This window comes from Mycolicibacterium aromaticivorans JS19b1 = JCM 16368, assembly GCF_000559085.1.
In the GTDB taxonomy this organism is placed as follows: Bacteria; Actinomycetota; Actinomycetes; order Mycobacteriales; family Mycobacteriaceae; genus Mycobacterium; species Mycobacterium aromaticivorans.
Genome location: NZ_JALN02000002.1, coordinates 305,893 through 325,747, shown reverse-complemented (window position 1 = coordinate 325,747; position 19,855 = coordinate 305,893). Strand labels below are relative to the sequence as shown.

Sequence of the window (19,855 nt, the reverse complement as noted above, 5' to 3'; positions counted from 1 at the left end):
GATCACCGCGGGTGCGGGGGCAGCTGATACCACAGGCCCGGCGCGATCTGCTTGGTATCGAACGGCGCCAACTGTCCCTCGGGAACCTGGATCAGGCGGCGAACATCAATCGGAAACTCCGGCGGCTTATCCGGCACACCGGGAGCGTAGAAGGCGTGCGGCTCCGGTACCCAAGTGCCAGAGCCAGGGATGAGTTCCTGGTAACGGGACGGGCCCAGGGCACCCGGCGCGAGCTGAACAATATCCTTGAGGTCGACCGGCGATTCGGCCGGGCCAGAGGGGACGTCCGGGTACCACACACCGGAATGGGGGACCAGTTCATGATACCCGTACGGCCCAAGCTTTTTGGGGTCCTGCACGACCATCTTGCTCAGGTCAAGCCAGTACTTCTGCGGATCATCAGGCGCCGGCGACAGTGGCACGTCGAGCGCCTGGACCCCGCCGGCGCCCGGGCGGGGTGGGGGCTCCAGCGGCGCACCGACAAGCGAGGGATTACCGGCACTGCGCGCATAGTCGGCGTACTGCGCGGTCGCCTTGGCGTGCAAGCCACCCAGTTCGGTCTGCAGCGCAGACACCACCGGTGCATAGCGGCCCATGTTTGCCGGGTTGGCGTTGGCCTGCGCGGCCTGCTTAAGTCGCCGCTCGGTGTCCTCGAACTGCTCGGGCGTGGGCGTGTTGGCTCGCGCCCGAGCGAAGCTCTCGGCGTGGGTTTCCAGCGCGGTGGCGGTCGCGGTGGCATGTTCGCCGTGGCGCTCATACCACTGACTGAGTTCGGTAATCCGTTGGGAAGCTTGATCTCCGGCGCTTGACTGCCAGTCGGCGGAGATCGAGGTGCTACCGCTTTGGAGCCGGCGGGCAGCATCCTGCAACTGACCGGCATGGGTGCGCATTTGTTGTGCTGCGCTGAAGAGACCGGCGGGTCCCGGCCCTCCGTGAAGCAGCGTGGCGATGTCCTTGCCGTTGGTCGGAGGTGGCCCCAGTTGCGGGGCCGTGACGGCCGGAATGGTCGGTGCCGGGATGCTCGGCACCACACTCGGCGGTGCGGTGGCCGCCCCGGAGCCACCGCCGGTCGAGCCCAGACTTGCAGCGTTGAGCTGTTCCTGCTCCTCGTAGGTGTTCGCGCTGCTGGCCAGCATTGATCCTCGCGCTTGACTGATCGCCTGGGCGACCGTGCTGTACCCGCTGATGGCCGCGCACCGTGCCTGCAGCGTTTCGGCAACCGCTGCGGACACCGGGTCCGAGGCCGGCGGCGTCACGGTGACTCCCGTCGGCGAAGCCCCCGCCGACGCCGACGCGACTGCACCAGCCGTCTGGGTGACAGCAGCAGTATCGATATCCAGTTGTGCCACCGCGACCTCCTCCACTGACGTCATGGGCGCGCACGACTACGCCCCGTCCCAGCAACGTTAACGGCTCAGCGAAGGGCGTTGCACCGCCCAAATACGAGCATCTGCCGGCGAGCGCGGCAATCCATTGGGGTGGGAACCGACAGATGCCGATTCGAACTGTAGAGGCGTCGCTAGCTGTCGGACCGCTGCTCAATACTGAACACATGTGGTGGGACGAACAGCTCCGAAACGGCCCCGCAGGGTCAGGCGGTGACCTCTGCGTGCTGCCCACAACACCGTCACCTGCGCCGACACCGCACACGCCCCATGCACACACCGGACAACCGGGATCTGTGCCGTCCACGAGCGATCCGTGGCAGTGGTGGTGGAACCATGCGCGCAGGAGCGCAAGAGCCTTCCTTGCAGGTCAAGATCCGCCGGCGATCGCCATCTTCGGACCCGTCCTCGGCGATGAGGAGCAGGGCCTGCTCGAAGCCGATGTGACCCTGAGTTTCCTCTACGGATGCGATGGGACCTACGCGCGAAGCGACTACTTCGTCGTCGGCCGACCAGCGGTGATGGTGGGGGCGCTCGCGGTGAGCGCCGCCATCAACCGCCGCCGCAAGGTCGCCGCGCGCCGCGATGCCCAGCCCCGTTGGCGCGACCACCAGAACATCCACGTGTGGAGCACCACCGACCGTCTGATCTGGGACGGCGGCTCTGGACTGGAAAGCCTCTGGTACGGCGATGTCGCAGGTTTCTACCCGGAACTGGACAGCTGGACGCTGACGTTGGCCACCAACGCCGGACACCCACCGGTGCGGGTGCAAGGCCCCGCGGTCCCCCTGTTATCGCTGTGGACTGCCACGGCGGTGCTGGGGCAGCGGTGGTGGCAGGACCCGCGCCTAGCCACCCTGCTGCGCTGAATCCCGCCGATGACACCGCCGGAAGGCATTGGCGGTACTTTTCTCGGGCGCTGTATCTGGCCTGCTCCGCAGGTAGGATCGGCCTTATGCCCGCGAAAACACACATCGACACCCAGGCCACCGCGGCTGCCCTGGCCGCCGTGGCCGAGCATCGCATGACGGCCATCGCCGGGACAGACATCACGCTCCCGCAGGGCGAGTATGTGGGCGCAACGAACGCCGTCGCCGCGAGCCTCATCACCACCCGGCTGGCCGAGCTGGCCAGCCTGACGGTTGCCGGGGCGGCCGCCGCACAGTGCAGCGTTGCGACCTACGAAGCGACCGAACAAGCGAACGCAGCCACGCTGACAACGTAAGCGCGCTAAGGGAGGGCACACATGAGCACCGGCACATCAGCCTGGGCACCGCCGACAGGTGGCGTCCCGCCCCAGCCAACCCCGCCGCACAACGTCCCGCCCTACGGATGGACTCCGCCGCCAGGTGGCGGGGCACCCGTGCCGACCCAGCACGGCGGCACCCCACGTGCCCCTCGGATGTGGCTGTGGGCCCTGGTGACTGCCGTCCTCATGGTGATCGCCATCGCTGCAATAGCCGCCATCACTTACGCAATCGCACACTCTGCCGGCACATCAACAGCCGCAGCGCCCACGCCTTCCGAACCCACGTACACAGCGGCGCAGCAGGCCGCCGCCAAGCAAGCTGTGTGCTCAGCGTTTGACGTCTCGTCCAAAGGGATCGCAAGCCAGGGCGGCGCCAGGGTCGACGGTCAACCGAACATTCCCATGCTGTTACGGACGCTAAGTGGGACCGTTTCGATGCAGAACGCGCTCGTACCCGCGACTCCAGCAGATGTGGCCGAACCGGCACGACGAGTAGTCCAAACGAATCTCGACTTGATGAACGCTGCTCTTGGGCAGGCGAATATCAATGAGGTCAAGGCGGCGAACGATGCGTCGAACGGCGCCGTCGACGCCCTACTATCGGCGTGCGGATTGCCGCACTAATGCCAGCCGCAACCAATGCGAGCAGCGGCGTCGCGGACGGAGCTAGCAAAGAGGCTGGCCACGTCAAAACGGCTGCCGAGGTGGCCAACTCGGAGGCAGCCAAGCTGCTGAAAGGTTTCAATGCGGCAAAGCCGCCGGCCGATAACTACGTGCCAAGTCTGGGCGTGCCCGGCGGCCGCGATATTCACCTCCAGCCCGGAATGTTCACCGGCTACTTGGTCGGCCCAGGAGTGTGGCCGACCGAATCGGAATCCGAACTGGCCCAAACCGCAACCAAACTCAAGAAGCTATCCGAGCAGCATCAAGACGCGGCCTCGGCCGCGGAGCGCTCAAAGGACGAAGTGTTCTCACCAGGAGGCTGGTGGAGCGACGGCGCAGGCGCCGACGCCGCATACGAGCACTACGAGGCCGAAGAGAAGGCACACAAGGCGGTAGCAAGCGTTCTGGACGGCGTGAGCACAACCCAAAGCCAAATGAGTGACCTAATCAGGCTGGGGAAGCGCAACATTCGCGACGCCCATGACGCAGCACACCAGGAGATCGAGCAGTATCTCAATGCCCCCGGCGGCGTTCCCACAGCCAAGATCGCCGTTATCACCACCAAATACCGGACCCTGATCGAAGAGCACCGTACCGAGCTGCACGGGTGGATGACCGAGCAGACCACGATGCTGACGAACAAGTTTGGCATCCCCGAAGCACCACCAGGATCACCAAAGCAGAACGGCGAATCCGAGGACCAGGACAGCCACCACCGAGCCGATCCCAGTGACGGGCCTTCAACACAGCCCGCCGATTCCACGAATGTGCCAAAACCAGGCAGCGATGGATACCACAAGGGGGACATCACCGATTCTTCCAGCAGCCCGGACGCCGGTCAGGGCACTGGACTCCCGAATCCCCTAGCCACGGGCTATCAAAGGGTTTCTCCGACAGATGGGGCTGGTGCATCCAAACCGCCGTCCATGCCGTCGCCGCCCTCGATGGGGAGTGGTGGCGGTTCTGGGGGTGGGGGATCGTCGCCGCTGAGCAGTCTGGGTGGCGGAATGGGTGGTATGCAGGGCATGGCCGGAGGCGCCAAAGGTGTCAGCGGAATGTCCAGTCCCGCTTCGGGTTTGCAGGGGCCAGCCTCCAGCGCTAGCCCGTCGTCACTGGGCAGCGAATTCGGGCGCGGGATGGCGGCGGGCAACGCCGCGGCGGGCGGGATGCCGCCGCTGGCGTCATCGGCGCCGCCACAAACTCCTTCAGGACCTTTATCGGCGGCTCCGCTCGCGCAGGCGTCTGCGCCAGGTTCGGCGGCACCCACGGCTTCGACCGTTCCCGCTTCGGCCACACCTACCGGGGCGGCGGGCTCTGCCGGTGGCGGGATGGGCGGCATTCCAGCGGGAGGCCTGGGAGGGGCCGGTGGTTCCTCGGGTGCGGCGCCGCAGATGACCTCGTACGGGTCGGTGCTTCCTCCATCGGCGCCGGCCGCAGCTGCCGGCGCTGCCGGAGCTGCCGGTTCCGTACCGTCGGCTCCCGCTGCAGCTGCGGCGGGAGGCGCTGCTGCGGCGGGTGCGCCGGGTTTCTTGCCAGGCTTGCGTGAGGTCAACAACCAGCGAGTGGGTCGTGACGTGTCGATGACCGATCTTGAGTCGGCTCGCACGGTGGTGGCGGATCTCGCGGCGGCCTCGAGCGTGGCCTATCCGGGCCTGGAGTGGGCGGTGGCGGTAACGCGCGGCGCTTCCGGCTTCCCGGAGATGTGGGTGACCACCAACGAGGGTGCTGGCTATATTCCGCCGGGCGTCTACATTCGCCGGTCGATGCCGTTGGCAGCGCACTTCGATCCAGACTTCGATGTGCGCTGGTTGGGCTGGTTCAATCCGGCGGAGACCGTGTTGCGGGCAGTTCGGATGCGTGGTGACGCGGTGTCGGCGATTGCCACGACGTGGGCGCACGACTCCGACGAGGTTCGTTCCGCCACACCGGATGTCGCGATCGGTATCGCGCCTGCGGGAGCGCCTGGTGAAGCTGATGCGTCGAGGCTGACGCGGGATCGCTCGCACCGCTTGGAAACGATCGCTCCGGCGGTGTTCGTCGGGTTGCAGCGCGATGCAGACGAAGCTGAGCGCTACACGCGCCAGCTCACTCAGCAGGTGGTGTTTTCGGGGCCCGAGATGTCGACGGCCGCTACGTCGGTGGCGCGCGCGGTGATCGCGGGGCAGTGGCCCTCGGAGCGTGAGTGGGCCGAGCTGACCGCTCAGTACGAGAATGATCGGCTCATGGCGGGTGCTCAGCGCCCCGGCTTGATGGGTGTGGAGGAGCCACACCAATTGGTCGCGTATCAGCACGATTTCGCTCAGTGCCGCCGTTTGGAGACGCTGCTGTGCTGGCAGAGTGGTGACGTTGCCGACGTGGTGTATGCCGCGATCAGCGCGGGTGTGAGCGCGCCCGCGCTGGTCTGATGCGGCGGTTTTGAATCCTGTTTTTTGGGGCGTGGTTGTGGCCGGTGGTGTCGGTTTAGTTTGAGCGGGTGGGCGGCTCGGGTGTGGGCGCGTATATCGCGCAGGTTGACCGGGTGTTGGCCGCTGCCCAGGGCGTTTTCCCCGCGGCTGGCGGTCCGGGGTCGATCCAGAGCCAGGGCCCTGGTGTGCCGGCCGCCCCGCCGGATTCAGCCTTAAGTACCGGGGCCGGCAACGCCGGTGACGGATACAAACGCACCTGGGGCACCGTGACCGGCCTGGACGCCCAAACCAACGGCACCTCGGCTGCCGGGGCCGCCGAAGGCCAGAACGGTCGCGCCGGGGCCACCGGTGTGCGCCAAAGCGCGGCCAGCGCCGCGGCGGCGATCGCGCCGGCTACCGGTTCACCGGCCGGGGTGAAGACGCTGGTGACCAACATGGATGACCGCCTGGCCGCGATGCAACGTCAGCTCGACTCCACCAGGGCGCAAAATCAGCTGCTGGCCACCCGAATGCGCCAGATGGCGATGGCCTACCGCCAGGCCGGGCAGGCGTCCCAGGCGGGCATGTTCCGCGGGATGGGTGGTGGCGGCGGAATGCCGTCGATGGGCATGGGCGGCGGTAGCGGCGGACTCCCCGGCATGGGCATGTTCTCCAAACTGCCCGGCATGCTCAACGGCCAAAACTCACGGCGAGCCAGTCCATTGGGTGATTCCGTTGGGGGCAACTACCCCTCGTCGTTCAGCGGCCAAGGCGCTGAGAATGTGCGCGCGGCGATTCGGGCTGCCCTGGACCGCAAGGGGATTCACGATCCAGCCGCGCGGGCCCGCTGGGAAGCCGGCATGATGTTGGTCGCACAGCGCGAATCCAACTTTCGTGACGTCGTCAACACGCACGACTCGAATGCGCGGGCCGGAAACCCCTCCGGGGGACCGTTCCAGTTCATCGCCTCCACGTACCGGGCCTACCAGGACCCCGGCACGTCGTCGAACCACCGCGACACCTTCGGCCAAGCCTGCGCTTTCATCAACTACGCCACGCGAAAATACGACGTTTCTTGGGCCGCAACGGATCTCGCAGCGAAAATCCAACAAGCTGACCCACGCCGTTCCCCAAAGGGCTACTGAGCAACGTCAATTCGAATCGAGTGTAGGTTCCAAATCTCCATGGCGGATTCCAAAACAAGATGGCGGATTCTGGCGGATCCGCCATCGAGATTGGAAATTGCCTAGATCATCTAGATACCTATAAGTGGTCACGCGCTTCGAAACCGGTGGTACAGGGCTGCAGGCGATCCTGCCCCCTAGAACTCAGTACGCCAACGTCCAGGCCAGTGGCGGCTTCTGGGTCACAACTAGTGATCAGTGTTGGCCGGCGGGCGCACCGGTGCGGTGTCCGCGGTCGATAGTTCTCGGGTGACAGCTTGGACGTGGTCGAAGGCTTCCCGTGTCTCGTCGCCCAGACCCGATGTGACCACATCCACAGGATCGACACCATCCTGCACTGTCAACAGGTCCTTCGAACGGTGAACAAGCACGCGAAGATCAGCCAGAGCGGCGATCGCCTTGAGTTCGTTGGTAAATAATGCGGCCCGAATGACAAGCTGCTCAACGTGATTGAAGATCACCAGGGTGGCCTGTCGAGCTTCGATAAATTCAAGCCCCCGCTGCGGTTCGTCGAGATCAATCTGCTTCAACCTACTGGCAAGAGCCGCTCTCAGTTGAGCTTCTTCCAACGCCTTCTGCTCAACGACAATGCTCGCGACCTCATCGCGAAACTGATTGGCACGAGCGACCGAACGCTCCTCGCTGCGGGCGGTTCGCGCGGCGTCCAGGTCTCTCATTTGTCGGTCAGCGGCGGCGGCATTCGTCCGCCACATCACAACGAGCGAACCGGTGAACAACAGTGCCGTGCCCATTAGGCTCAAGACCGGAGCCAACCACGTCCACAGCGACGGTGCAGGAGCCGGGATCATGAGGATCACGGAAACCATCGTTCCAGTCCCGTGTCGCTATTCCTAACGATTCTGCGATCCTGTCGGAAGGTGGGAATACCATCGGCCGAATGGCAGGAATGAGTGCGACCAACCAGCGCAACACAGTGTCGGAAGGCATGGCGTTCGGATTGTGCTTGCTCGAGCGCTACGAGTTTCCTTTCCCGAAGATGAGGATCGACTTCGCATTCGAACACGCGTGGCGGAATTGGCCGGACCTCTACCGTAGCCAGTTTTCGCAAGTCAGTACCGATCTACGTAACGGACTCGGGGGATCTCTCGTGATGACCCGCGCGACTGAGAAGAAACAGACGTTCGCGTTCTTCTGGGATCGCGACTACCCGTCGACGATCTTTGCGCGTCAACAAGATTGGGATTCCGACGACCCTGATGACGTTGACTTCGCGCTCAAGGTGATTGGCGGTGATGTGCATCAGGCGGGCTGGGTCTCGCTGGCGAAGGACTTCCTCATGGACCTCGACCGCTGATGACGAATGACCTGCCCACCTACGTCGAGAATCTGTTGAGTGTGCTGGACGGCATTGCAGAGTCATACGGTGAAGTCGTCGCTGCCAGCGGAATCGACTACGTGAACCCAAATTGACACGACACCGACATCGTGTTTTTGGGCTGGGCCGATTGGGGGTGGGCGCCGAGCAACAACGACCTTGAATCGTCGAGGATGGGACTGCTCCGCCGACTGCGCGATTGGGTGCCATGCTTCCGACTCTTGTTTCCCCACCCCACACCAGAGGTGGCGAACCGACTAGACGAAGGCATCGGCCATTTGGAGCGTTGGCTCGTTCGCGATGGCCGCAGCGACCACGACATCCCGCCGACGGTAGAGGAAGCTCAGCAGAAGCTCGCCGTGACCTTCGCCGATTTGCGCGACCTGACAAAGCTCCTGCCGCGCAATGATTACCCGGTTCGTCTCGTGGTCGACACGAATGCGCTTCTCGACAACCCCGATGTTGCAGCGTACGTAGCCGATCTTGGGCGTAAGTACGTTGTGCATCTCCTGCCTGTTGTCCTGCGGGAAATCGATGACCTCAAGCGCGGCGGACGGACTGACATCGTGAGGGATGCCGCTAGGCGTGCAGATCGGAGACTGAAAGGGATCCGAACGAACGGCGACGTCCGCAGAGGAGTGCGTGTGGCGGGTGATGTGATCGCCAAGTTCGAGCATGTCGAACCACGGTCTCGGGATCTGCCGGAGTGGCTGGACATGACGGTTCCCGACGACAGATTTGTCGCTGCGACGCTCCTGCTGCAATCCGAGCACCCAGGTTCAGCGTTGTACGTGGGCACCAGCGATATCAACTTGCAAACGAAGCTGGCAGCGACGGGCCTCCTGAGGTGAGCCCGTCGTAGTGGTCCAGTCGTTGTGGGACTCTGTTGCCCGAGTGTTTGGGCAGGAAGAATCAACAACGACATGGCATCGAACAAGCGCCGGCGGCACACGCCGGATCAGATCATCCGCAAGCTCGCCGAGGGCAACAAGCTCCTCGCTTCGGGGCAGGAACTCAACGAGGTGTGCCGACACCTGCAGATCGCCGAATCGACGTGGCATCGCTGGATTGCCCAGTACGGCGGCATGAAGGACAACGAGGCGAAACGGCTCAAAGAGCTCGAGGCCGAGAACGCCCGGCTCAAGAAGCTGGTCGCCAACCAGGCCCTCGACATCGACATGCTCAAGGAGATCTCGGCGGGAAACTTCTGACCCCGAACCGCAAGCGCAGCGCCGTCACGGCGCTGCGCGACCGGTTCGGGGTGTCTGAACGCCGCGCCTGCACCGTCGTGGGCATCCACCGTTCCACGATGCGCCTGACGCCACCGCCGATCACCGATGAGGAGGCCGAGTTGCGGGCCTGGCTGCGGCCGGTTCTCCACGGAGCGGCCGCGCTGGGGGTGGCGACGGGCAGCCAAGATGGCCCGTCGAGCGGGCTGGCAGGTCAACAACAAGCGCATTCGCCGACTGTGGCGCGACGAGGGCCTGCGGGTTCCGCAGCGCCGCAAGAAGAAGCGTTTGACCGGTATCGGTGTCGCCGTGGGCGCGATGTCACCGATTCGTCCGAACGTGATCTGGGCGATGGACTTTCAATTCGATACGACCGCCGAGGGCCGCACCTTGAAGATGTTGAACGTGATCGACGAGTTCACCCGTGAAGCACTGGCGATCGAGGTTGACCGGGCCTTCGATGCCGACGGTGTGGTCGATGTGCTGGATCGCCTGGCCCTCGCTCACGGCGCGCCGCACTACGTGCGCTTCGACAACGGGCCTGAGTTCGTAGCGCACGCCGTGCACGATTGGTGCCGATTCAACGGCACCGGTTCACTTTTCATCGATCCTGGCTCGCCGTGGCAGAACGCTTGGATCGAGTCGTTTAACGGCCGGCTGCGTGATGAACTGCTCAACTCGTGGCGCTTCGACTCCCTGCTGGAAGCCCGTGTGATCATCGAAGACTGGCGCTGTGACTACAACGCCAACAGGCCCCACTCCGCCCACGGCGAACTCACCCCAGCCGAGTTCGCTCTACAGTGGACCACGACCCACCAACCCCAAGTCGCATAGCGACTGGACCATCAAACGGGTCCCCCTCACTCCCGTACGTTGAACCGCCAGACATCGCCTAGTCCGTCTCTTGGCAAATCGCTGTTCGGCCCTGAAGACCTGGGGATTGATCTCGTAGACAGCAAGCTCTTCAGTGCCATTTGTCTCTGTCTGGCGCTAGCGTTGCCGCGCGAAGGAATAGCGCGAATGATTTGGAGCGACTCACATGTTCGACCGACGGCATGAGAAGTGGGTTGAGGAGATTGCAGCGCACCTCGAACTTGCTGAACCGCTGACGGCGAGCGGGGCCGTCATGACTCTCCCCGCCGCGGTCGCGGACCTTTGGAACTGGGTCGGTGATCGCCGGCGGTACCGAGGCGTCCAACGTGACGACTGGCTCCAAGTCATTGAGGACTATCGCGAGAGCTTGAGGTTGACGGGCCCAAAGCTCAAGAGATTGGTCGAGTCAGATACCGCTGCCATTGAGTCACTTCTCTGTTCGTTGATGACATCGCGGTCGGACTCTATTGACGACGTTTCTCGTAGTGCTCTCGAGCGCCGACTGTCGACTCTCGAAGCCGCACTACGCACGCCGGAGGCAACGATCGCCGCTTGGCTCGACCTCATTTCGTCATCGCAGAATGACAGGCGCACTTTCGAGGAGATCTCTCAGCGCCGCGACATCCTGTGGGCGATCGCCCACCGCAGGGATCTCGACGTCGACAGGTTCGGCATTTTTCGCCGTCTGCGCGAAGTGCTAACCGACCGGGACGATGCGGTCCACAGAGAGCTCGCGAAAGCGCGCGGTGTCAAACACCAGTTCAGGTTTCCGCCGCGATCGGGGCCTACTGGGCTGGCGACGTGGGAGCGGCTGCAACTGTGCGAAAACGTTCTCAGGCGAGAGGCACCGCGCGGTGACTGTGTCGTTTGGCTCAGGCTCGCGCCAGCATCATTGCCACAGTGGGAGGTCAACCACGGGCCAGTAACCTTCTACCAGGCGTCATTCCTTGCTGGCTATATCGCATCTCCGCAAAAAGCCAAGTACATGAAGTTCCCGCCGTGGGAAGTGTTGCGCCCCAATGGTGACCCGCCGTACGTACCTGAAGGTGAAGTGGAGTGGGAAGACAATTCCGAGATGGTGTACGCACGGGTGGAATTGTCTGGAATACCGCCGCATGCGGCCGAGGCAAGGGCCAGAGCACTGGTCGAGGGTTTCACCGTCGTGAACCACGCCCCAAGGAGCACATGGAAGCTCCTGAATGGAGCGCTTATTTTCGTCGAAGGGAACCGGTACTCCCTCAACTCCTGGGGCGGAAAAGAAGACCTCCCTAAACCTTTCAGTCCCTACTACGATTGGATGGGCCGAGACATCGAGCGAATGTCCCGTGGCAATCGGACACTGGACGCACGTTCACTGGCTGATCTGCAAGATGCGATTGGCATGAGTGCAGCGTTGAAGTTGGCCGTCGAGGAGAGTCCTCAAGCAACGGTTTTAGCTGCAGTGAGGGCTATCGAGCACGTAAACGCCTGGACCACAGGCGGTGCAAAGGACTGGGACGAGTTCGCAGCGAGCCACTTCAAGAAGAGCCTTTCTCGCATCAGCTTTGTCCAGTTCATGAACTGGCTAACCAGATTCGGCATGGACAGCAGACCAGATTACGGACCAGGCGCGCCAGCTGACGCCGAACGTGAGTTGATCGAGATCCGATTGAAGGTGAAGGTCCACGTGTGGCCAGGGCAACTGATCGACGTTCGCGCGCTCGCTGACCATGTGAGCGACTTCAAACGGATCTATGCGCATCATTGGATATCACGCGGTCTCGGCGAGATCGAGGCGATGTTGGCCACCCCGGCGGCGTTGCACAGCGGTCTGGAGGAGCAAGGTCGGCGCTTTGATCGCCAACTAGGCAGGCTGAAACGACTGCGTAACTCAGCGATTCACGGCGGACCAGTTTCGGAAGTCGCTTGCCAATCGGTAGCGAACTTCGCCAGCACCCTCGGACACGTCTGCCTCAACGAAGCGATCCGAGCGGTATTGATGGGTAGCGAGATACCAACGCATATCAACGAATACCGACAAGATCACATCGAGCGATTCAGACGCGTCCTGGAAAGCGGCGATCTAGACGCGCTCTTCGTCCCGTCCGAGCTGGACCTCGATGACGACGAGCGGTCAACACGCTGAGTTCTCATCACACCTCAGCGCGCTTGCGAGTTCTAGATCGTCGGAGACGAGCAGAGCCGCGCCGCGACTACGCGAAACCTGCTCGTGGATCGCGAGGACCTTCCCTTCGTGGACCATGTAGCCCTCATGGGCATGGAAAACACCGGCTTCGCCATCGCCAACAACGACATACTGTGGATCGATCCCGTGGACTACCAAGAGCCAACTGAAAGCTGGCGTTGACGCCCTCGCGACAGCTGGAGTTAACGTCTCCGTCTACAACCTGCCGCTCTGCGTCCTGGATCCGACGATCCGCCCCTTCGCGGTGCAATCGATCTCAGATTGGAAGAACGCCTACGTGGCAGAGTGCGACGGATGCTCTGCCCGTCACCGCTGCGCGGGCTTCTTCTCAACCGGACGACCACAAATCAGTCGAGGGATAACGGCAATCTAGATCGCGGCGTCTGATCGACTGCCAAAAACGGCGGGCAGTAATCGCAAGGCTCTTGCCGCGGCAAAACAGCTGCCGCACTTGGTGGCATCGGACGCTTCCTCGAATACCAGCCTGACGGAGCAACGTCCGTCCCTGACCCGTCGTCGCGCAGTAGGTGAAACCGGTGGCGGCAGTGTTCGTTGATGTCACAATCGACCTGTGACATCGAGGAACATATCGAGGCGAGGCTGGATTACCATCCTGGTCCTGCTTTGCGTTGCCAGCGTGGGATTCGGGGTGTGGGCATTCGCCGGTGACCCGCCGGCGACGAGCGATGCACCCTTCCGCGCCACGATGGTGGGCATGGTGGTGGGCATCGTCGGGGTGGTGCTGGCTGCGGTATCACTAGTGGTCGCGCTGCGAAGCGCGCCTCCAGAACCAAAGTCGTCACCCGCAGGCCCGCCATCGAACATCACGCAAGTCGTAGACAACGGCAGCATTGGCACGATCGGCGGTACGCATTCGTGGGAGTTGCAGGATCCTAAGAGCGGTCCTCGGTGAGTTCATGGCGTCGACGGGTCCGCACCTCCAAGGCGGGTGGCCTACGAGACACCCCGGTCTCCCACAGCGACGAAGCCCCCCGGGCCGACACGCCCGGGTCCGGCGGCCTGCAAGTCAAACAGATCGTCCGGGGAGGCTATGCCACCTACGACGGCAACCACATTCATATCAGCAATCTAGTCGTCACCGCCGCGACACTGAGCGAGGCCGACGCGCGCACTTGCCATGACGCACTACTGCAATATCAGCTCGAAGAAATCCATCGCAGGCAGCAGTCCCGACTCGGAGCTAATCCGGAATACATTCGGCCCCAATACTTTTCCGCCTGGACGGCCTATACCGAAACGGAGAGCTGGAAACAGCGAGTAGTTCGCTTTCTTGATGAGATCGAATCCGCCTTGGCCTTGGGTCGACTGCCACGTTTCGTGGAGGAGTTCCAACAGTGGCGACGTTTACATGCGGACAACGCGACCACGAACGCGGGTGTGCTGACAGCGCTTTCCCTGTTGGATATCGCCGCGTTAGCCAGTATCTTCACTGAGCTAAGTCATCGCGGCAAGGACAGCGAGGCCACCTACTGGCACGCGTTCGCAGCGACGCAATGGATCGCCCGCCAGGTCAATAACCCAGAATTCGAACTCGCGCTATGCGTGGCGGGCCTTTTCGGCAGTGGCAAGTCCCGACTTCTCACCGAGATAGCCAACTACGAAACTGGTAAGGGCCACTTAGTGATCTGGGTCCGGCCCCAGACCCCCACCGACACAATCGTTACGGCCGTCGAACGCTATCTGGCCGAGGCGACCGGACACCGAGGTATCGGGCTCGGCGACCTGGATAAACTCCGTCGCACTGACAGTGGCGACGCCGCCCCGGTGACATTCCTCGTCGACGACCTGGACTCGTGGGCGCGCGTGACGCCCACTGTGCTGGACGAACTGCACCGCTTGGTGGATCACCTGTCGCGGTACGACGAAGTTCGGTGGGTGTTCGCGGCCGAGATGAACTGGCTCGACGTCGTCACCCCAGCGACGTCGACATGGAGAACCATCTCCTTTCGCCGAAATGCCGGCGTACCTGGCGGGGAGGTGTCCGCCCTAGAACGCGCCTCGGGCTGGATGGACCTGGATGCCGCGAATCGAGCGCAGGGCCTGGGATTGAAAATCCTGCAGAAGACAGGGTTGTCGCTGCCCGAACTGGAGGCTGCGGACAGGGACCGCACGGCGTTCTCGTTCGAGTTCACCCACCTGTACACACCATTGAACGCGGTCATGCGGCTAGCTGCATTCGATTCCCAAGTCGAGGCCGCGGGGTCGCTCACCGACGTCAACTCGGTCCATTATGTGGAGTCTTACTGGAAGTTCATCAAAGATGCGGTCGCACGCACGTTCAATACCCCACCCGTCGCGTTGGAAGCCTCCGTGCGTGGGATCGCCCAACACTATTGCGAGCAGCCGGCACACGACCTCCAGCTACCCGCAGCAGAGGGCGCTGATCACGCGATCGTTAAGCAACTCGCCACGACCGGTCTAATTCGCATCCTGACCCACGGCGACGAACTCATCGAAGAGCTTCACTACACACTCACGACCGACTTCCCCTCTCTATGGGGATACCGGGTATCACGCTTCCTGAGTTCCGCTGAGGACCTTGACGTCAGTCCGTGGTGGACGTTGACGACCGACGGCTCGTGGATCGCGGAGTCCACATGCCAGTTCGTGCTGTCCCATGCCGCGGCGATCGACGACCGTAACACCCGCCTGTGGCGAGATTGGGCGGCCGACAAAAATGCCCCGAAGGCACCGATGTTCCTTGCCGCGGTGGCGCTGCCTGAGTCAGACGAAGTGCGCATCGCGACGGCATGCATCAAACGGCGCGGCTTCAGCGTCGGGTCCAAGCGGGAACTGTTCGCCCTGCTGCGATTCCTGACCACTGCCAAAGACCCTCAGTGGACGGGTCCCGGTCGGCTACGAGTGATGGTCGATCTCCTGGCTGTAGCTGCCGAGTATCAGCTAGACCCTTACCTGGAATGGGCACTGGTCGATGTACTTGGTAACAACGACCTGATCAACAGCGCCAACTATCGAGAGACCTTGATTGTCTTGGACCGTGTGCCTGACGGTCATTGGGCATATACGGCCGCCGCCGCGTTGGCGCGCCGCGGTTCACTGTTCGAGACAGACAAGGAATGGGCAGCGGCCATCCTCGACTACTGCATCCAACGGTCCAACCCACATGCGCGCTCATCGAAGCTACGGGCCAGCAACGCACGGCGCGTACAGCAACCCCGCAACGGCGCCAAAAATCGACGCAAGCGCACCCCGGTCCGGTCGGCGCCGGCAAAGGTGCCACTGGAGTTGACCGAGAACAAGCCAGATTTCACCCAAAGCTTCCCCGGATATCTGACCTCTATGGTCGCCTCGATGCTGGTGGAGGGCAACGGTCATGTCGCCCTCCGAATGCTGGCTCAGATCGGTTGGTGGACGGCCGAGGAACATCACGTCGACTTGAAACTCGCGCAGTACATGCGACGCACTCTCACCACGGCCTACGGCTCGACTATTCACTACACCAACCGAGAAGACCTGATCGACGAATATGTCGCGGTCGTGCGCGACCTACTCGCGGGGCGGCTGCTGACAGGACGGCCCATGGCCGCCAACAACGCGTACTACCTGATCAAGCACTCGGAGCCGACCCGCGGCAAGCATGACGTCAGAGTCCGGCCCGTGTTCCACTCGCTCCTCGACAGGATCGGGGACGACCCCGAACTGATGCACCGATTGGGACCAGGCGCCGTGACACTGATCCGAGCAAACCTGGGCCGTGCTCCGGGCACCCGCACCCGATAGCTCGAAGCTCACAGGCACGCGGACAGCGCTACGGTGTACAGGGCGGCCTGCATATCGATGCATTTCCAGTCACTTGAGTGATCTAATCTGCGACGTTGGTTCGACATCCGAACGCTTACACCGCTAGCAGAGGGCATCGACCGAACATGGCTGAAGAAGCAGGCCCCGCGACATCCCAGTACGAGTTCGCCCCTGACATCATCGGCGCCCTTGCCCGGGCCATCGACAGCGCTGCTGCCGAACCCAACCAAACCCACCACGGATTGCCGCGCGCTGACGGCGCTCGCTGAAATTCCCTAGTTTCGCTCCTTGAAATTCCCTACCTGTGTGGCACCGCCAACGGGGGCGGGTCTCCCTTGAAGCTGATGGTCTCTGACCACGCATCGGCGATCAAAGGAGACCCGCTTTCTCATGCTGACATGGGAGGACGATGTGGAAGTACATGCCCTACGCAAACGCGGCTGGACGATCTCGGCGATCGCCAGACACACCCGCCGTGACCCCAAGACCATCCGGTCCTATCTGAACGGCACCACCACGCCCGGAGTGCGCAAACGCTCCGTGGTGGATCCGTTCGAGGTGTTCCTGGCCTACGTCACCGCACGGCTGATCGACGATCCGCATCTGTGGGTGCGGACGCTGTGCGACGAGCTCGAGGACCTTGGGTACGCGATGTCGTATCAGACGCTGACCCGTCAGGTCCGCGACCGCAAGCTGCGCCCGGTGTGCGAGGCGTGCCTGACCGCCACGGAACGACCGAACGCCGTCATCGAACACCCGCCGGGTGAAGAGACGCAATGGGATTGGTTGGATCTACCCAACCCGCCGGCGTCGTGGGGGTGGGGATCGATGGCGCACCTGTTCGTCGGCACCCTGGCGTGTTCGGGCAAGTGGCGCGGGGTGCTGGCACCGCAGATGACCCAACCCCGGGTCGTCGATGGCCTGGACCGAATCTGCCGAGGGCTGGGCGGGGTGAGCCGGGTGTGGCGCTTCGACCGGATGGCCACGGTGTGTCACCCGGAGTCCGGGACGGTGACGGCGAGCTTCGCCGGGGTGGCCAAGCACTACGGGGTGTCGGTGGCGATCTGCCCGCCCCGGCGCGGAAATCGCAAGGGTGCGGTGGAGAAGTCCAATCACACTGCCGCCCAACGGTGGTGGCGAACACTGCCCGACGACGTGACCGTCGAACAGGCCCAGGCCAGCCTCGATGAGTTCTGCCAGCGCCGCGCTGACACCCGGCTCCGTGCCACCGCCGACGGCAAGGCATCGGTGGCCGACCTTGCCGGCAGCGAGGGTTTGCATCCGATGCCGGCACGGGCGTATCCGGCGATCCTGACCACGCAGCGGGTGGTGTCACGCCAAGCGTTGATCTCCTACCGCGGCAACCGGTACTCGGTGCCACCGGAACTCGCGTCGGCGAGCGTGACGGTGACTCAGGTGCTCGGGACGGATGTCATCGACGTGGTGACTACCTCGGGGATCACCATCGCCCGGCACCGCCTCGCCCCTGACGGGACCGGGGCGATGGTCCGCGATCACGGTCACGTCTATGCACTCGAGCAGGCCGCGATGGCGGGTGCGAACACCGGGCGACCACACCGCCGCAAGGAACGCATCCCACCCGGACCCGAAGCCCTCGCTGCGGCCGCCGCACTACGCGGCCCGACCACTGCCAACAGCTCGACTAGTGAGACTCACTCCACCACAACACAATCCGATGCCACTGCAGTGCTCTATGACCTGTCGGTCTACGAACGCGCCGCCCGCGGAAGGAACACCCTGTCATGACCAACCCCACAACCAGCGGATCCACCGACCGTCTGCCCACCCCGAACACCGCCGAAGCAGCCAGCCTCTACCAACGTCTACGCGGGCATCTGGCCGTGCTCAGGCTCCACGATGCGGCCGAGGCGTTGCCGACGGTCCTGGACCAAGCCTCCGCCGAGGACCTGTCGATGACCGCCGCCCTGGACCGACTGCTCTCCATCGAAGTCGAGGCCACCGAAGCCCGCCGATTGGCCGGTCGGTTGCGGTTCGCGTGCCTGCCCACCCCGGCCTCGCTGGAGGACTTCGACTACGACGCCGCCGCCGGGGTTGATCGCAAGGTGATCGAAGAGCTGGCCACCTGCCGCTACCTCGAGACCGCGACCAACGTCCTGCTCATCGGCCCGCCCGGGGTCGGCAAGACGCATCTCTCGGTCGGGTTGGCCAGGGCAGCAGCCCATGCCGGGTATCGGACGTACTTCACCACCGCCGCTGACCTCGCCGCCCGGTGCCATCGTGCGGCGATCGAAGGGCGGTGGGCCACCACGATGCGGTTCTACGCCGGCCCAACGCTGCTGGTGATCGACGAACTGGGCTACCTGCCGCTCCCCGGCGAAGCAGCGGCAGCGTTGTTTCAGGTTGTCTCCCAACGGTATATGAAGACATCGATCGTGATGACCACCAACCGCGGCGTTGGAAAAGCGCACTTGTTCGCGCGAACCTGTGCGGAAGTGGCGTTGAAACGTGACATGTTTGCAGGTATCAGGGTTGGGCGAGGTGGTCGGGCAGTCGGCCCTCGTCGAGGTGATCGGCGAGATAGATCATCGCTCCTTCGGGTCTCATCCCGAAGGCTGCCGCGACGAGTTTCGGGTCGATCGTATTGACCAGATCGGCCAGCCGGGTACTGCGCAGCATCTTGGGTGGCAGGCCGCAGGGATCGAGCAGATGACTCATGTAGGCCTCCGACGCCGGTCGCCGGTCGGCTTTGGTACCGCGCGTGACGATCACGTGCGGGTTGTTGGTGCGCTGGGTGTCGCGGTGATCGAGGCTGCGTTGCAGCGCGTTCCAGCTGACCGGGTCCAGCGGCACCGGGTGGGGGCGCGTGCCGAGGCGGATCGAGCGGTCACTGGTGTCGATGTGGTCGACCTGCAGCAGGCGCAGCTCACGGCTGGAGACACCGTGCAATATGGCGAGGAGCCCGAAGAGGGCTTCGTGCGGATGCGCAGCGGGGTCGGCGCTCCAGCGGCGAAATAGGTCGCGCTGTTGCGTGATGGTGAGTGTGCGGCCACGAAATCCCCTGTGCCGCTTGGCTGACATGCCGTGTGTCGGGTCCACGAGCACCACGCGACGATTGCGTGCGAACCGGAAGAACTGGCCCAACACGGTCAGACGTCGCGCTCGGGTGTTGGGCAACTCGGCGAGGAACGCCTCGATATCCGTGACGTCCACGAGTGCCCAATCCTGCTTGCCCCGTTGCGCTTCGAGGAAGTGAGCCAGGTCTCGCACTATCGTCAACGCTGACTCGATGGTGCGGTCGGAGCGGGGGCGGGTGCCTGCACGCCGGGCCCGGTCGCGGTTGTGCAGCATGGATTCGGCGAAGGCCGCGACAGCGACGCGCATCGGACCCGGTGTGGCGTCGATCCGTTTCTGCCGTCGTCCGGCGGCCAGCCGCTGGTCCTGGTCGGTGGCCATCGCCAGGCCGTGCTCGGTGAAGAACGCTTCCAGAGCGCGAGCCAGTGATCCCATCGACCGGCCAGGTCGGCGGGACCGCTCGAGCACGCTCTGCGGGTGGTTGGGGTGTTCGTCTTCGAGGAGTCGAGCCAGCGTGGCGATCATCCTGC

General features: G+C 63.6%; 15 protein-coding genes and 1 pseudogene. 14 read left to right on the top strand and 2 right to left on the bottom strand.

From position 1 onward, the window contains the following. Positions 1-2 precede the first annotated feature (2 nt). Complete coding sequence (locus Y900_RS30585; RefSeq protein ID WP_237752751.1) at positions 3-1,349, bottom strand: WXG100 family type VII secretion target; 1,347 nt, start codon at positions 1,347-1,349, stop codon at positions 3-5. Between the two features lie 332 nt (positions 1,350-1,681). Here Y900_RS30585 and Y900_RS27805 point away from each other — a divergent pair, with 332 nt between their 5' ends. The 5 genes from Y900_RS27805 to Y900_RS32825 all read left to right on the top strand — a co-directional run bounded on the left by Y900_RS27805 (position 1,682) and on the right by Y900_RS32825 (position 6,826). Continuing rightward, positions 1,682-2,254 carry a hypothetical protein gene (locus Y900_RS27805; protein WP_036348579.1) on the top strand — a complete coding sequence of 191 codons (573 nt, stop codon included), beginning with the start codon at positions 1,682-1,684 and terminating at the stop codon, positions 2,252-2,254. Between the two features lie 86 nt (positions 2,255-2,340). Further along, the gene (locus tag Y900_RS27800; RefSeq protein WP_036348576.1) at positions 2,341-2,610 is read left to right on the top strand and encodes a hypothetical protein; all 270 of its coding nucleotides are present in this window, start codon (positions 2,341-2,343) and stop codon (positions 2,608-2,610) included. 195 nt (positions 2,611-2,805) lie between these two features. Beyond that, on the top strand, positions 2,806-3,258 hold the full coding sequence (locus tag Y900_RS27795) for a hypothetical protein (RefSeq protein ID WP_131536341.1): 453 nt from the start codon (positions 2,806-2,808) through the stop codon (positions 3,256-3,258). Between the two features lie 80 nt (positions 3,259-3,338). Beyond that, positions 3,339-5,702 (top strand): hypothetical protein, encoded by a 2,364-nt coding sequence (locus Y900_RS33265; protein ID WP_237752750.1) that lies wholly within the window; start codon positions 3,339-3,341, stop codon positions 5,700-5,702. 68 nt (positions 5,703-5,770) lie between these two features. Then, entirely contained in the window at positions 5,771-6,826 is a 1,056-nt protein-coding gene (locus tag Y900_RS32825) for a lysozyme family protein (protein ID WP_192827620.1), read from the top strand. Between the two features lie 227 nt (positions 6,827-7,053). Here Y900_RS32825 and Y900_RS27775 read toward each other — a convergent pair whose 3' ends face one another. Then, on the bottom strand, positions 7,054-7,683 hold the full coding sequence (locus Y900_RS27775; RefSeq protein WP_131536339.1) for a hypothetical protein: 630 nt from the start codon (positions 7,681-7,683) through the stop codon (positions 7,054-7,056). 80 nt (positions 7,684-7,763) lie between these two features. Here Y900_RS27775 and Y900_RS27770 point away from each other — a divergent pair, with 80 nt between their 5' ends. The 9 genes and pseudogenes from Y900_RS27770 to Y900_RS31320 all read left to right on the top strand — a co-directional run bounded on the left by Y900_RS27770 (position 7,764) and on the right by Y900_RS31320 (position 18,898). Beyond that, complete coding sequence (locus Y900_RS27770; RefSeq protein WP_131536337.1) at positions 7,764-8,180, top strand: hypothetical protein; 417 nt, start codon at positions 7,764-7,766, stop codon at positions 8,178-8,180. Positions 8,181-8,374: 194 nt separating this feature from the next. Continuing rightward, positions 8,375-9,052: a PIN domain-containing protein gene (locus Y900_RS33820; RefSeq protein WP_202807794.1), complete on the top strand. Its 678-nt coding sequence runs from the start codon at positions 8,375-8,377 to the stop codon at positions 9,050-9,052. Between the two features lie 72 nt (positions 9,053-9,124). Then, positions 9,125-10,264: pseudogene (locus Y900_RS27755) on the top strand (IS3 family transposase). Between the two features lie 205 nt (positions 10,265-10,469). Continuing rightward, entirely contained in the window at positions 10,470-12,428 is a 1,959-nt protein-coding gene (locus tag Y900_RS27750) for a hypothetical protein (RefSeq protein ID WP_036348557.1), read from the top strand. 84 nt (positions 12,429-12,512) lie between these two features. Continuing rightward, positions 12,513-12,650 carry a hypothetical protein gene (locus Y900_RS32575; RefSeq protein WP_157838295.1) on the top strand — a complete coding sequence of 46 codons (138 nt, stop codon included), beginning with the start codon at positions 12,513-12,515 and terminating at the stop codon, positions 12,648-12,650. A gap of 747 nt (positions 12,651-13,397) precedes the next feature. Then, complete coding sequence (locus tag Y900_RS27735; protein WP_131536335.1) at positions 13,398-16,250, top strand: P-loop NTPase family protein; 2,853 nt, start codon at positions 13,398-13,400, stop codon at positions 16,248-16,250. A 146-nt stretch (positions 16,251-16,396) separates the two neighbouring features. After that, positions 16,397-16,540, top strand: coding sequence for a hypothetical protein (locus Y900_RS32570; RefSeq protein WP_157838294.1), 144 nt, complete (start codon positions 16,397-16,399; stop codon positions 16,538-16,540). A 121-nt stretch (positions 16,541-16,661) separates the two neighbouring features. Further along, complete coding sequence (locus tag Y900_RS27730; protein ID WP_036348549.1) at positions 16,662-18,038, top strand: Mu transposase domain-containing protein; 1,377 nt, start codon at positions 16,662-16,664, stop codon at positions 18,036-18,038. Continuing rightward, positions 18,035-18,898, top strand: a complete 864-nt coding sequence (locus tag Y900_RS31320) for an ATP-binding protein (protein ID WP_081845399.1) — start codon at positions 18,035-18,037, stop codon at positions 18,896-18,898. Before Y900_RS27730 ends, Y900_RS31320 begins: the two co-directional genes overlap by 4 nt. Positions 18,899-19,855: the final 957 nt, after the last annotated feature.

Excerpts from the sequence above, each read along its gene's own strand:
- Y900_RS27800 (WP_036348576.1), top strand. The coding sequence starts at position 2,341 with ATGCCCGCGAAAACACACATCGACACCCAGGCCACCGCGGCTGCCCTG.
- Y900_RS27770 (WP_131536337.1), top strand. The coding sequence starts at position 7,764 with ATGGCAGGAATGAGTGCGACCAACCAGCGCAACACAGTGTCGGAAGGC.
- Y900_RS33820 (WP_202807794.1), top strand. The coding sequence starts at position 8,375 with ATGGGACTGCTCCGCCGACTGCGCGATTGGGTGCCATGCTTCCGACTC.
- Y900_RS27750 (WP_036348557.1), top strand. The coding sequence starts at position 10,470 with ATGTTCGACCGACGGCATGAGAAGTGGGTTGAGGAGATTGCAGCGCAC.
- Y900_RS32570 (WP_157838294.1), top strand. The coding sequence starts at position 16,397 with ATGGCTGAAGAAGCAGGCCCCGCGACATCCCAGTACGAGTTCGCCCCT.
- Y900_RS27730 (WP_036348549.1), top strand. The coding sequence starts at position 16,662 with ATGCTGACATGGGAGGACGATGTGGAAGTACATGCCCTACGCAAACGC.
- Y900_RS31320 (WP_081845399.1), top strand. The coding sequence starts at position 18,035 with ATGACCAACCCCACAACCAGCGGATCCACCGACCGTCTGCCCACCCCG.